Below are 14483 nucleotides of genomic sequence, written 5' to 3'. Positions count from 1 at the left end.
ATAAATGAGGGATAATTATGCAACACAATTGTTAAGAAAAACTTAGCTTAACTAAAAGGGGATACGTGTGTATTTAGAGTTTTCATTATAGATTTTCAATTCCAAAACATTTGTTTTCTATTGGGCGTCAGTTCAATATAAAAAATAAAGTGAGTTTTTTATCGAACTCAACTTTATTTTATGGTTAAAATATCATTTACTATGATTCCTAATTTGAATCCAGTGGATTATCCAATACTTTATACTTTTAGACGTTGTCCGTATGCCATTAGAGCAAGAATGGCGCTTGCATACTCCCAAATTAAAGTAGTGCAACGAGAGGTTATACTGAAGCAAAAACCTCAGGAAATGCTTTTAGCCTCGCCAAAAGGAACGGTCCCTGTATTAATTTTAGAAGATGGTCGTGTCATTGATGAAAGTCTTGATATTATGAGTTGGGCCTTAACCCAGTATGATCCTGATGGATGGTTATGTACTGAATTAAAAGATAAGAGTGATGAATTAATTTATTTTAATGATGTAAGGTTCAAACCTATTTTAGATAATTATAAATATTCACAACATTGCAATAATTATGATCCTCACTATTACAGAAATGAAGCTAAAGAGTATTTTTCTAAATTAAATTTATTATTAATAAATCACCAATTTCTTTTAGCAGATCATATTTGTTGCACTGATGTCGCTTTATTTCCATTCATCAGGCAATTTTATATGGTAGATCAACAATGGTTTGAACAAAGTGAATATAAACATCTTTATGCTTGGTTACAGTTCTTTTTAAATTCAGAGCTGTTTCTTTCGGTGATGAAAAAGCTACCTTAATAATTTTGAACTACAAGTAGAAGAGCTTTCAGACGTGATTGTGGACGATGGAGTTTCACCAGTATCAAAGAACCTTGTTGCTTTTTTGATACCCTGATTCTCGTTAAATGGATAGGTTCTTCCATCCCACGGAATGAATGCTTTCATAGATTCAAAATAACATAGCGTTGGCACATCGAGCTTTATTTTCTGATTTATATATGGGGCAATTATTTCTTCAAGCGCTGCGGTAATCTCTTGATGTACTTTTTCATCACTAATGTCTTTATAACCATAAGCTAAGGTAATGTGAAAAAAAGAGGGAGTCCGATCTTCAATGCCAAATGTTTGAGCAAATTCTTGGATCATTTTTTTTTGATTTTCTGGTAATGATAAACGTAATTGTAATGCTCTTCCGAATTGAACAGCTTCAATTGAGGCTTCTGGTGTAAATTCATGGGTCTTAAGTTGCATAAAGATATTTTGGAAAAATTCAAGCTTATCCGTGATAAATTTAAACCAATCCAGATTATGCTCATTTTTGGTATAGAGATTACAGGTAGTCATGTGATAACTCTCATCGGGTAATGGAGTATAATACTGAGTTAGTAATGTTGAGCTTGTCAGAGATTGATGTATTCTATGTAAGAAATCATTTTCTTGAGACGTTTTGAGGGTTGGGGCAATAATCGTTACCCCTGGAAATTCTATATAGCTTCCTGTTGCGTCTATTTTGTCAAACATAATTAAATCCTCAAAAATAACATATTTTAGACTGTCCTGAATCTAGGATATAACGCTCAAGAACTCGATTATAGCACAACCCTCAGGAGGGGATAGAAGTATAGCTACGTACATGACAAAAAATTTGTCATGTACAAAAGTATTATAATTAAAACTCTGGGTGTCCTTGGTACGTACTCTTCCTGTCTTGCTTTAACCTACATTATTCAGCGTGACACTAGGAGAATTCTTTGCTGCAGCCGCAATGGTTTCATGATGCATACGCAGATTTGCCAGATAAAAATCTTTATGCTCTTTTAAATTAAAATCTGCAACTAATTTGTATTTTAAATCTTGTTTCATTTTAGGATACTCACCACTTATAATTTCTTTTTTAATTGTTTCAACAATTTTAGTAAATAAACACTCGCTTAAGGTGGACATTTCGATATTATTCATAAAAATCATAGCTAATGCTTTAGAATTACAATTTTCTTTAAGATAATCCTCAATCACTATACGTCTTGATGAGCCCCAATAGCTCCCCCATGTTTTTCCTTCATATTGTTTTAATGCAGACTTAACCAGACTTTGAAATGATTTTTCCGTTAAACTATCCACCCAATCATAAATAGCTCTATAGACTAATGAGATACCCACATTACTAAATGGATGAGTAAATTGTTTATCTTTCTTTGCAAATAACACTACATCCCGAGTAATATCTACTATGTTTTGTGCAAAGCTTTTATCTTGAATCGCAAGGTTAATATCAGGGATAAAATGCTTGCGCAACATTAAAGGGGTAAGGTCTTTTACGAGTAGTTGATTTAAGGCGCCATCCTCTTGAGAGCCTGAGCTTAAAATATATGCTAGTCGATTATCACCACTTTCATTTTTACTTCTTCTTAAATATTCTTTAACGGGTTCTGTTCGTTGGCGAAATGAAAGAGTAGACACCAAAGGAGTATATTTTTTATCAATTATCTTATTAATATACCGCTCTAAAACTTCTGGGGGTGTATTCTTTGCCCAATCAAATAAAGAATTATGATATTTCTTCTTTACATCTTCTTGTATCAAAGGAGAAACTTTTTTTGAGGGCACTGCTTTTTCTTGGGAGCTCTCTATGAGAACAAACTCTTCATTGTGTTCTAATTCTTCTAGATCCTCATTTTGCTCTAGTTCTTGGAGATGCTTTTTACTTTGTTCTGGTTTTTCTAATAGGCTCTCATTTTGTTTTAGTTCTTGGGGGCTATGTTTCTCATTATGTTCTGGTTTCTCTATGAGACTTTCATTTTGTTCTTGCTCTTCGAGAGGTGTTTCTTTTTGTTCTAATTCTTCTTTAAGCACTCCTTTTTTCTCTAATTCATTTAAATATAGAGCAAGTGAAAAATCTTCATCTAAATTTAATTTTGCTTCTTGTAATTGAAATTCCTGCTCTATTTTTTTTACGTCTTCAGGATGATATTCATATGCAATTTCTCTATATCTTAAGCGATCAGATATATCTTTTTCAGTAGGATTTTTAATTTCACTTAATGCCTTAAATAGTGATAAATAATAATCACCACGTAGCGTTAATAATTCAAGTTGCATGTCATCATCACAATTTATTAAAGGATACTCTTCCAAAGCTCTAATATTCATGACACAAAAGGAAATAATTTGATAATTTTCAGCATTGGATCGTTCTTTTAAAGCGTACAAACGATTAAGTTCTAATTCATTCCTAATAAACTGGGCATCTTTCTTTAGCATACAGTATTTCTCCTGAAAATTAATCTCACGAACTAAGAAGCTTTCCATCGAAAATTTTGTGAGTCTTCTTAATTTAGAAAAGACAGTGGAGTGCTATGCAAACCAAGGGAATTGAAGTTGCCGAATTTTTTGTTCATCGTAGTGATCACTACTGTTCTTCACAAGACAAATTAAAAATCCGTCATCTTCAATACATTATCTTGTTCGTCACGAACTCAACTAGGCTTTGCTGACAATTCGTTCCTATCTCTGAAGGAATCAATTGTCAACAGACTGTTTTATGTTTTTTATGTTACTTTTTGATTTTTATTGACCTCCAAAGCAAGCATCGAGTGTTACGGCATTGTCCACAGGAAGCCAGTGGCCATAGTTTTCTCCATGCCAACGGCTGGTTTCTTCAAGTTTTGCTTGAACAATTTGTTGTGTGAGCCCCTGACGTTTTATCCAATCGTCACATCGTTTTTTTACCTGTCTACGGATTTGGCCTCGCATAAAAGAGTAACGACAAGGATTGAAGGCTTCATTTAAATTATCTGAGAGATAAGGCTTAAGCAGGGTTTCTCTGTTGACATGTTTGGAAAATTCCCATTGACCTTCATTTAAAACTAAAATGGGGGGAAGAGTACGCTCCCCAATTTTCACGCTTTGTGCTAGATTCATATAAAATTTCCAGCCCGCGTAATTTCCTGCTAAGTCTGCATTGGAATAAACACCGTTGATCAAGGTCCCAAGATAAGTTTGTTCAAGGATTTGGCCATATAAAACAACAGCTGCATGAGCTTTTTGGGCAGATTTTCCATGGTCCAGGTAATACATATAAATTTTGTAGTAGGTATGGCCCATCATGAAAAAATGACCTAGCTTGTCAGTACCGAAATAATAACCATACATATTAATCGTCGGCGCAAGCCCAATTACAAATAAAGGAGACTGGGAAAAAACGAGCCAATAAACAGTTTTCCAGGGTAGGGCTTCTTTATAGAATATGGGTTTTGATTCTTTAGGAATACGGCGTAACCAACGTGGAAAACCTGGACCAGTATGCTTGTAGACTAAATCTGCGAGATAGGTTCCATTCTGGCGCAATGCCAATTGAGATGCTGCATGCCGACTACGCTGAGCTCTTGGTAGAAGCATTTGAATTTCTGAGTTAGTTTGAGCGATAACTTGTTTAATAACGTCGTAAAGTCTGCTACTTGTAATTGGGCCAATATCCTGTAATTCATTGGGGGGAAGGGTAAATTGATCCGTTTCTTCTGCTTGGGTTTCTCGTATTGTACCAATAAATAAAAATACAATTAAAAAAAAGATCCTTGTAAAATACATATTTTTCTCATCCTGAATTGAGTCTGACATTAAAAACAAAATCTATCCGCCTGTCTAGAAAAATCGTTCAAGAAAAATAATTTTCCGTATCTTCATATTCAATTGATTTAATGATTGTTATGAGATAAGGCGTCAGCATTTGCTGCAATTGCCAAGTAATAAGAAATTCTGTTACAGGAAATTGTTATTATTAGATACAATTGCATTATGAAGTAATGAAGTTTAACTACCAAAATTTTACAAATCAGTTGGCAGAGCTTTTATTTGAATATGCTGAAAAAATACCTGTGCCAACAGAAGATATTCATGTTTATCAACGTACCGTAGAAAAAATGCAAAAAGATCCCAGATATATTGCTTTGATTGAACGTTTATCCTGAGTTTGGTGAGTAGCTCATTTTGCAGCGGGAACCCTGAAATTGCCTTGCTTTAGCATCTGCAAACCAACTAACAGATTCTCTATTAATTGGTTTAGAAGAAAGGGATATTAAGCAGATGGGTTCTACTATGTTTACTATGAACCCATCTGTTTTTTCCTGGTTCAATCAAATATACATTGAATTTCGGATTTCTTCGAAGCGAGCATTATCTTCTTCTTTCATTTTTTCAGCAGCTTCTAATTCCTCTTGCTCTTGTTGTTGCTGAGCCTGTAGTTTTACGAGTTCAATCATATTCTGAGTTTTTAACTCTTCTAAAATACCAGCTAATAAAAGTTCAGTAGGTGTTTCCAATTTTATTTCTTGGGTGGGATGTTGTTCTTTTTTTGTTTTTCTTGTTTTCTTTATTCCTGATGAATGGGAGGAGTGTTGATTAAAAAAAAGTTGATGGTCCTTATTGGAGTAAGGGTGGTTTGTTGTATGAGCTCCATTTTTTTGGCGAGTATTTGCAGCTTTCTTGGTCATAGCAATCTCCTTTTCCGTATGAGTCTCCTTTAGATTAATCTAAAATTTGAGTGGAATGCAAATGTTTATTTCAAAATTAACAAAATTTATATTTTTATTGTCAATATTGAACATCAAGCGCAAGAGATTATCTGATTTGCTATTGAAAGCTCAATCAATAAATTGAAATTATATTCATTTTATTGACAATAAAAATCAAATAATTTATATTCATAAAATGAATAAATTTTGGATTGGTATTCATATGGGTAAGTTTGTTAATTTAGCATTGCTCCTGTTTATATTTTTTTTATCTTCATGTAGTTCAAATAAAAAAGAAAAATATCTGCATTTTGTTACATCAGCAGTATATCCACCTTTTGAATATAGTGAACATGGAGAAATTAAAGGTTTCGACATTGATTTGGCAAAACTTATTGCTAAAGAACTTGGGAAAGAGGCTGTTTTTGATAACATGCAATTTAGTACGGTTCTACCTGCAATAAGCTCTGGTCAAGATGATATTGCTATAGCTACAATCACTATTACCGAAGCTAGAAAAAACAATTTTGACTTTTCTGAACCTTATTATTTTGATGGTATAGCTTCTGTGTATCGTTCAAATCAACCAGTCATAACTCAAAACCAACTTAAAGGAAAAAAAGTAGCGGTCCAACTGGGCAGTATTATGGAGATCTGGTTGCGAGAAACTTTTCCTCAGGTTGAAACTACAGTATTGGATAATAACAATCAGGCGATTGAATCATTAATTTCAGGTCGTGTCGATGTTGTTTTAATGGATGGGGTTCAGGGTAAGATCTTTAGCAAAAAGTATACAGAATTATCTTATTCCTTAATTGCTAAAGCAGATTATGGCTACGCTTTGGCGGTCAAAAAAGGTTCTCCACTAACAACAAAGATTAATAAAGCGCTACAAAAACTTAAAGCAGATGGCTCAATCCAAAAACTAGAAACTATCTGGTTAAAGGATTCATAACGAATGAATTAAAAAAATCGTTATAGCCTAAGACCATAGAAACAATGTTTATTTACTGATTTAATCGAGGAGGTTAAAATGTCCCTTACTATTCCAGTGAATCACACTATAGTAGAAGACAATCATTCGCAAACTATTAGCGAAGTAACAACCAATACTTTCGTGATTAATTTACAACAGGCGATTTTTGATCTTGAAGTAGGGGCCCAACACACATTTACCACCGATCCCACTGGAGTAGGTGATGCATCATCTATGAAAAAAATCAAGCATTTCCTTACTGGAACAGAATTAAGCACAGAAGAATTGAAACGTATTTTAGAGAAGGCCAAAGCACTGAAACAAACTCCTTCCTTTTATTGCCAGGCTTTAGCCAGTAAAAGCCTGGCCATGATTTTTGAAAAACCCTCTTTTAGAACCCGATTAAGTTTTGCAATGGCGATTCAAAGTATGGGAGGAATTGCTATTGAAAGTTTAGGTAATACCAGAAAACAAGAAACTCCAGCAGATATGGCAAGAGTTCTAAATGGTTATACTGATTTTATTATGATGAGAACTCATGCTGATGAGATTTTGCAAGAAATGGCTGTTCATGCAAAAGTACCTGTAATCAATGGTCTTTCAGCTTTACATCATCCATGTCAGATTCTCGCTGATTTATTAAGTCTCTGGGAGCATTTTGGTTCACTTGATGGTCTTACTGTTGCTTATGTTGGGGATGGGAATAATATTCTTCATAGTTTGATGTTGCTTGCACCTCAATTAGGGATAACAATTAATTATTGTTGCCCTGAATCTCGCCAACCTAATAGTGCAATTATAGAACAAGCACATAGTATTAAAAACGGCATGATTTATAGTTTTTCAAAACCTGAAATGGCCGTTAAAAATGCTGATGCAGTATATACTGATGTATGGGCCAGTATGGGCTTTGAAGCACTGGATAATAGTCAAGTATTTCAAGGATTCCAGGTCAATGAATCTTTAATGTCTTATGCGAAGTCAGAAGCAGTATTTATGCATTGTATGCCCATGGAGCGAGGAAAAGAAGTTTCTGAAACTTTGCCAGACAGTCCTGCGTCAATAATCTTTACTCAAAGTGAAAACAGGCTGCATGTGCAAAAAGCATTGCTGCTATTTTTAAATTTATGAATATTATCTTCCTGAGTTGAGTTATGATTCCATTCTGTTCGTAACCCACTCAGAGTAAGAGGTTTGTTGCACCTTTTTAAATTCAATCGTTTTCAAGATCCTTTTTGATGATTAAGCTATTTATTACTATGATCCTGACCTTGAATAGATAAACTTTTTGTTTTGATAAGAAGGTCACTGAGATCCGATGATTGGCTGAGCCATTGTCGAAGATATTCAACAAACTCCCAAATCAGGCGTTCTTCGCTGCGTTTTTTTAAATAAAAAGCATGAAACTCAATATCTATAGTAAAATCGCTGAGTTCAACTACAGCTAATTTATCATCAAGTAATCTTTCATAAATCAAACACCAACTCTGCCCATGTTCGACTGTCTGGATACAATTATATACCGTATTTACCTCAGCGATAATTTTAGGTGAAATACCTTTTTGTGCGACCAACACGTTAAATTTTTGGCGCAATATACTGTCATTCGTTGTTAAGACCGCATCGTATTCTGCCAATTCAGTTATCGAAATAGGAGTGTTACGTTTCGCTAGAGGATGAGTAATAGATACAACAGGTAAAACCCTTTCTTTCCATAGAGGTATAGAAGTTATATTCGCAGGACAATTTCCTGTATAAGGTAAAATGAAAAGGTCATAATTTCCACCTGACAGACTTGTATTCAGATCTTTGCCCGGAATTATTTTATTAATAATAAAATAATTTGTTTTCAGTGCAAGCATATAATTGATAAATTCGGCAAATACGGAGAGAGAAACATAAGGATTAAGTCCTACATTAATCGTTAATTTAGGCCGGCTTTTGCGATCATTATGCTCCGCTTTCATCATTTCATTATAAATACCAAGTATTTGGCGAATATAGGGAAGAAAAGCCTTTCCTTTCTGAGTCAACTCCACTCCATAGGTAGTATTTACAAAGAGCTGACTCCCTAACTCCTGCTCTAATTTTTTAATACGCCTGCTTATAGTAGGCTGAGAGGCATACATGTGTTTTGATGCTAAGGATGTTGAATGATATTCAACAACAGCAAGAAATGTTTTCATATCGACTATGTTCATTTAAGCCTCCTGGTTTTTCTCTCTTAAGAGATTACCTTGCTTACTGCTATAATTCATTCTTATTAATAATATTAGCTAAAAAAATTGCAACTTTATGAATATGTTACAAACGAAACATTTCGCATTCTCTCATGATAGAAAAATTAGCCTTGTGGTAGAGCTCATGCATATCAATCACAAAATTACTACTAAAATACTTTTGATGCAAATAATATAAGCCAATAATATGTAAGCAATTTTGCATTCCATTTTTAAATGTGATACAAAATGCGGCTCGCTAGAAATCAGGGATATATTGACTTGAAGTTTCTAGTTTTGTATTAAAGAAAGAGTTACCCATTCTAGGGTTTGTTGGCAATTCAGTTCTCGACGTCCTGCGGCTTATCTGCGGGATCCAGAAAGATCTGTATTTGAGCAATAAACTTCATCAAGATTACTGGATCCCGCAGATAAGCCGCAGGACGTCGGGTCTTGGAAGACGAATTGTCAACAGACCCTAGTATAAAAATTTTTATCCATCATTTTATTAAATATGAGTTATTGTGAATGAAATTAAATTAATCATCTGGGATTTAGACGATACCTTGTGGAAAGGAACACTAGCAGATCAAGATGATGTAATCTTAAACCAAGATGTGATTGCAAGAATTGAATATTTGTTAAATAGAGGTATTGTTCATTCTATTTGCTCCAAAAACGATGTAAGAAAAGCCGAAAAGATGCTCAAACAGTTAGGCATCTATGAATTCTTTATTTTTCCTAAAATATCTTTTGAAGATAAAGGATTGCGAATAAAAAAAATTATAGAACAAGCACAACTTCGTGAACAAAATGTATTATTTGTAGATGATAATGAATTTGTTCTAAGAGAGGTCCTTTTTCACAACCCCAATATTGCAGTTAAATTAGCCGACCAATTTATGCAGGAAGATGTAAGTAATTGGGGGAAAAATGACAGTAATCGCGAGCGCTTAGCACATTATAAAATTCTAGAAAGGAAAGAGAAAAATAAAATAACATTTCTTGAAAAAAATAATGATGAACACGCATTCTTGAAAGAATGCAATATCAAAATTCAGCTTATCCCTTTAGACATCAATGATCATGAGATTGAACGCGTGATAGAGCTTGTGAACCGTTCAAATCAGATGAATTATACGCGATCACGAATTAAGTATGAGTATTTATTTACTTTATTTGAATTAAAAAATGGGAGCAATTTTAAAATCCGGGTGGAAGATAAGTACGGAGATTATGGAGTTGTAGGGTATGTTTGTATTTTAAATAATACCTTATTTCACTATGTGTTTTCATGTCGTATTCTAGGAATGTGCGTTGAAGCAAGGATGTATCAATGGTTAAAAGCAATGTATCCCGAATTAAAACCTTCATTTAATATTTCTAAACTAAAAAATGTGGATATAAATCTGGACTTTATTGCAATTAATTTGCAACAAGAAAGTGACGAAAAAAAATCGACTCCCAATAGTAAAAAAGTTTTAGTCAGAGGTCCATGTCTTGCCAATGCCGTTTCGTTTCTTCTCAGTGAACACTATCACGTAGATGAGGAAATATTCTCATTCTTTGAATATGCAAATTTACATTTTTTACGAGAAAATTTAGAGGGCAAGCAAGATACACGTTTTGATAAAACACGAAAAGCCATAGAAAGTAATGAGTACCATATGATCGTTAATTTTCTTGAAAGCGATTATTACAGTGGGAACTATAAGATCCAAAGCAAAAAAATCCCTGTCACATCCAGTTATATTTTCTGGAAAAGTTTGAAAACGATCAAGCAGGACAATCAAGTGCTGGGAGAACATATTAAAACAATGATGATTAATGGGATGCGTGATATTAAACGATTTAATCTTGATAATCGTTTTTCTCCGTGGCCACGAATTGAAAAAATTGTTAATGCTACATTGGATTGGTTCGGAGACCGTTGGCGAAAAATTCTCTATCAGTTCATTTTTTATTTTGTATTTAAAAATTACCGTGGCTATGTTTCTGAAAAGCAATTTGAAAATAACGTACTTTGGTATATTGGTCTTTTTCCAGAACATGTAAAACTGTTATTTATTAATCCTCCTGAAAAAATACCATTGCCATTAATGACCCAAGAACAAAACGAGAGAATTGTTAAACGCACTGAATTGCTTAATAAGATTATGAGAAATATTGCGAAAGAAAAGCCCAATGTATTGCTTTTGGAAATGGATGATATTCTTGATCAAGAAGATATCGTAGATAGCTTTTCTCATTTAAAAAGAAAAGGATACATCAAGTTATCTCAATTATTGTTAAAAACCGCGAAGTGTTCTTTTGCTGGAAATTAATCAAGATCAAGTGGCTGTATCAATCACGGCGTTTTAAGAGCGCTCCCCCTCTGCGTAAGCAGTACGATTTGTTATTTTCTAGACCTTCCGTTTTCACGGAAGGTGACGTTTAGGGGCGCGTCACCCTCCGCAATAACGCCGCGAAAGCGATGGTGACTAAATTTTAAACACTTACACAAGCACTTACAATTTTCTTCTTAACCCACGATCGAAGAAACCAGAATATCATATTTTGAAAATCTCATGGTTACTGAAGGTTCTTCCACATAACAACCGTCATTCGGAATCAGAACTCCATAAGATATGTTTCCATGGAACTTAACACGACAATAATAAGTTGCTTTTTTATTGACAATGTTATTGAGCACTGCATTCACTGGAATATAGCCATTTTTGGCTGGAACCCAAGTTTCCACTTTTTGTGGTGCAGGTCGTAACGGAGGCGCAGGTACGGCTGAGTAGTTGCTAACGAGGATAGTATAATTATAAGGTCCAGGGTAATAATATAATGGAACAGAATAATAATAGTCTACATAAACAGGCGGTAAAAAGAATGCTGTTGTAAATGTTGCTCCAAATAATGCGCCATAGAAAAAGCTATTCCCCCAACCCCAATAAGGTCCTGGTCCCCAATAGGCTTCTCCAGCCCAATAGCTACCATGCCAATAGTTGCCATGCCAATAATTGCCATGCCAATTGTTGTGGTTTATCCAATTTGCATTGCCAGCAAACTCTTTGTTAGCGTACCCGCCATGATGAAAGCCATCAATATGACCTATTCCGGTTGATGCTTGATTAAAAGGACGAATGGTTTGTGGGTGATGTTCTTGGAATGGATGCATGGTCCCATAAGAGGAGCCTAGTGAACCATGATAGTATCCACCTTCCCGATAGCCTCCTGAAGATCCCCAGGCAGGATAACTGTTATTGTGGTGATACATCCCTGCAGATTCACGAGAGTAGCTACCCCATTCAAATCCACCACCTTGTCCATGAAAACCCCCTCCACCATGAGCCCAGGCAGAAGAATTTCCTGCAGCAAAAAGGATGCAGAAAGTATTGATGAGGGACGATATCTTAGCGAATTTTCTTCGAGGTTTTTTTCTTGAATTGTAAGCAAGATCAAGTGCTTCTGCTAAATAGTCGCAGTTTTGATCAGTCCTCGATAAATGGGTGTCACATGCGCATTTCTCTGATTTTTTATACATCATAGTTCTTCCTGTGCCGAGAGAATGTTTAATATCCAAGAGCATTATTCCAAATACATTGTGGTAGACGCAATAGTTAATGAGGGAGTTTAAGTCGGAATGGAGAAACTAAGTGAAGGTTGTAGTTTTGGTTGAATATTTGTTCATATTTTAAGAAAAATTCTTTGACAATTATTTATTGAAATGGTAGTTTTTGCGCTTTAGATCAGGAATCAGAAAATAAACGGAGTTACTCAATAAAGAGCTGGAGTCTCTTCTATTCCAAGTTAAGGATGATGAAGCCGATGTCCAGTGTAATTAGTGAAATAAAGGATACTGAGTTTACTGTTTATCAACAAAAGTGGGATTCGCGAAGTTCGGTTCGTTCACGCCCAGAGAAGTATATAGATTTTAGTCTTGAAGGTTATTTTTTCCCCAGTGACAAGCAGCCCATTTTACTCAATGAAGAAGTTCAAGCATTAGGTGAATCAATCAAAAAAGAAATACTTCTTCAGTCATTTTTCAAATATTTAAATGACATTATTCATCTTGAAGTCAAACTGATCAATAACGCGTGTCATCTTATCATTTATGAATCATTGCCAGTAATTTATAGTGAAGACACAAAACTCAATGCTTATACAGTTTTGATTGATGAGTATTATCATGTCTATGTCGCAAAAAACATGATGATGCAACTGGATAGACAATTTCCAACGCGAAGAAAATTGAATTATCCAATCTCTGATTCTTATAATGCAGTACTCCAAATTAAAAATAGTTTGCCTTGCAAATACCATGCTATTTTTGAAATATTAGCTGTATGTATTTTTGAAACGACTTTAGTTCGTGAATTGGTCGAATTTTTTAATAGTCCTAGTGTACATCCTTCTATTAAATTTTACGTTAATGACCATATGAATGATGAATCGCGACATTATGGTTATTTTTATGATTTGTTGGCATATACCTGGGCAAATCTTCCTCAGGATTATCAGGAGTGTATCGGGGAGCATTTGGCTTCCTTTGTTAAACTCTATTTGCATATCAACTCAGATAAACAATTCAATTTGGAGTTACTTAATTCTCTTTTTGGAAATGAAGAAAAAGCCGCAAAGCTTGTGAATCAATTGTATCACGGGTTTGAAATTACTCCAGAATTGCCCATAGTGAAAAATGTCATTCAGGTATTACAAAAAACGGGTATTTTAGATCATGTTTCAGTAAAAAAGAGTTTTAACAATTTAGCTTTAATTTAATAAAGGATTAAAAATGAGTGTCGCTATTTCCCATCAAACAGTAAGTCATGTTCCTTATGATGAAACTACCAAGCAACTAGTAGCTTCTACCAAGAGTCGTCTGGAAAAAAGTGATCATTTATTTTTGCCGCTGCATGAAACATTAGAATTGTTAAATGAATTGGCGTCTTTTAGTTTAGGACGATTTTTGTTGCATAATCGCGGACTCAATGGATATTGGACTTCCTACATTTTTCGTAATAACCCGGATCAGGAACAAGCAATAGAGTTAGAGTCATGGTTGTTAAACAAGTCGCTTTATGTGATGGCGCGTGAGCGTTTTTATACATTTCAGGAAGAAATTAGAAAAAGACTAAAATCTAATATGACCTTAGCTTCTATTCCTAGTGGTTTAATGGATGATTTGTTATTTCTTGATTATTCTTCTTATCACAATATCCATCTTGTGGGTATTGATGCGGATTCCGAATCTTTAAATTTTGCGCGTCAAAATGCGCATGAACAAGGTTTTTCCAATGAACAAATTACTTTGATGCAAAAAGATGCATGGGATTTAGCGATTGAGTCGGAGTTTGATCTGCTTACAAGTAATGGATTAAATATGTATGAATCTTGTGAAAAGAGATTAGTTGCATTATATCAAAGCTTTTATAAAGCATTGAAACCTGAGGGAACGTTAGTGATTAGTTTTATTCCTCCACCACCACAGAATGTTGAGTCTCTGATCTCCCCTGAGAATTTTCTCAAAGAACGAGCGATTTTCGGTGATATTGTCCAAATTAATTATTTGAATTTTTGCACGGAAGAGAACATGAAAATTCAACTTCAGGCTGCTGGTTTTACAATAGAAAGCATTCAATACAATGAGAAAGGGATGGCCCCTGTAGTTGTTGCTAAAAAATAATTTGGATGGACCAAAATGGAGCTTTGTTTGAACGAAGACATGAAAGAAAATTTTATGTCTTTGTTTAAGAAATCAAG

General features: G+C 34.5%; 13 protein-coding genes. 7 read left to right on the top strand and 6 right to left on the bottom strand.

The features are described from left to right. Nucleotides 1-180: 180 nt before the first annotated feature. Nucleotides 181-825 carry a glutathione S-transferase gene (locus tag DYH34_RS15105; protein ID WP_202972243.1) on the top strand — a complete coding sequence of 215 codons (645 nt, stop codon included), beginning with the start codon at nt 181-183 and terminating at the stop codon, nt 823-825. On the opposite strand, the gene DYH34_RS15100 is transcribed toward DYH34_RS15105, so the two are convergent. The 3 genes from DYH34_RS15100 to DYH34_RS15090 form a co-directional block, all read right to left on the bottom strand. Continuing rightward, nucleotides 817-1548: a DUF1868 domain-containing protein gene (locus DYH34_RS15100; RefSeq protein WP_058464943.1), complete on the bottom strand. Its 732-nt coding sequence runs from the start codon at nt 1546-1548 to the stop codon at nt 817-819. The genes DYH34_RS15105 and DYH34_RS15100 overlap by 9 nt on opposite strands. 192 nt (nt 1549-1740) lie before the next feature. Then, a complete protein-coding gene (locus tag DYH34_RS15095) occupies nt 1741-3288 on the bottom strand; it encodes a hypothetical protein (RefSeq protein WP_058464944.1) in 1548 nt (515 codons plus the stop codon). A gap of 306 nt (nt 3289-3594) precedes the next feature. Further along, the gene (locus DYH34_RS15090) at nt 3595-4614 is read right to left on the bottom strand and encodes a hypothetical protein (RefSeq protein WP_058464945.1); all 1020 of its coding nucleotides are present in this window, start codon (nt 4612-4614) and stop codon (nt 3595-3597) included. A 215-nt stretch (nt 4615-4829) separates the two neighbouring features. Here DYH34_RS15090 and DYH34_RS18110 point away from each other — a divergent pair, with 215 nt between their 5' ends. After that, nucleotides 4830-4994 carry a hypothetical protein gene (locus DYH34_RS18110; RefSeq protein ID WP_157061453.1) on the top strand — a complete coding sequence of 55 codons (165 nt, stop codon included), beginning with the start codon at nt 4830-4832 and terminating at the stop codon, nt 4992-4994. A gap of 165 nt (nt 4995-5159) precedes the next feature. Here the strand turns inward: DYH34_RS18110 and DYH34_RS15085 are convergent, their stop codons facing one another. Then, on the bottom strand, nt 5160-5516 hold the full coding sequence (locus tag DYH34_RS15085) for a hypothetical protein (protein ID WP_058464946.1): 357 nt from the start codon (nt 5514-5516) through the stop codon (nt 5160-5162). Between the two features lie 244 nt (nt 5517-5760). On the opposite strand from DYH34_RS15085, the gene DYH34_RS15080 reads away from it, so the two are divergent. Both DYH34_RS15080 and argF read left to right on the top strand, forming a co-directional pair. Next, complete coding sequence (locus DYH34_RS15080) at nt 5761-6492, top strand: substrate-binding periplasmic protein (RefSeq protein WP_058464947.1); 732 nt, start codon at nt 5761-5763, stop codon at nt 6490-6492. A 78-nt stretch (nt 6493-6570) separates the two neighbouring features. Continuing rightward, the gene (argF, locus tag DYH34_RS15075; protein WP_058464948.1) at nt 6571-7644 is read left to right on the top strand and encodes an ornithine carbamoyltransferase; all 1074 of its coding nucleotides are present in this window, start codon (nt 6571-6573) and stop codon (nt 7642-7644) included. A gap of 116 nt (nt 7645-7760) precedes the next feature. Here argF and DYH34_RS15070 read toward each other — a convergent pair whose 3' ends face one another. Next, entirely contained in the window at nt 7761-8714 is a 954-nt protein-coding gene (locus tag DYH34_RS15070; RefSeq protein ID WP_058464949.1) for a LysR family transcriptional regulator, read from the bottom strand. Nucleotides 8715-9256: 542 nt separating this feature from the next. Here DYH34_RS15070 and DYH34_RS15065 point away from each other — a divergent pair. Beyond that, entirely contained in the window at nt 9257-11056 is a 1800-nt protein-coding gene (locus DYH34_RS15065) for a hypothetical protein (RefSeq protein ID WP_058464950.1), read from the top strand. A gap of 197 nt (nt 11057-11253) precedes the next feature. Here the strand turns inward: DYH34_RS15065 and DYH34_RS15060 are convergent, their stop codons facing one another. Then, nucleotides 11254-12267 (bottom strand): hypothetical protein, encoded by a 1014-nt coding sequence (locus DYH34_RS15060; protein ID WP_238589493.1) that lies wholly within the window; start codon nt 12265-12267, stop codon nt 11254-11256. Nucleotides 12268-12548: 281 nt separating this feature from the next. On the opposite strand from DYH34_RS15060, the gene DYH34_RS15055 reads away from it, so the two are divergent. Both DYH34_RS15055 and DYH34_RS15050 read left to right on the top strand, forming a co-directional pair. Further along, nucleotides 12549-13502: a diiron oxygenase gene (locus tag DYH34_RS15055; RefSeq protein ID WP_058464952.1), complete on the top strand. Its 954-nt coding sequence runs from the start codon at nt 12549-12551 to the stop codon at nt 13500-13502. Between the two features lie 13 nt (nt 13503-13515). Beyond that, nucleotides 13516-14406: an SAM-dependent methyltransferase gene (locus DYH34_RS15050; protein ID WP_058464953.1), complete on the top strand. Its 891-nt coding sequence runs from the start codon at nt 13516-13518 to the stop codon at nt 14404-14406. Nucleotides 14407-14483 lie beyond the last annotated feature (77 nt).

Source organism: Legionella cincinnatiensis, from assembly GCF_900452415.1.
GTDB lineage: Bacteria > Pseudomonadota > Gammaproteobacteria > Legionellales > Legionellaceae > Legionella > Legionella cincinnatiensis.
Note: the sequence above shows the minus strand (reverse complement) of the source record. Positions and strands in the feature narration are given on the sequence as shown.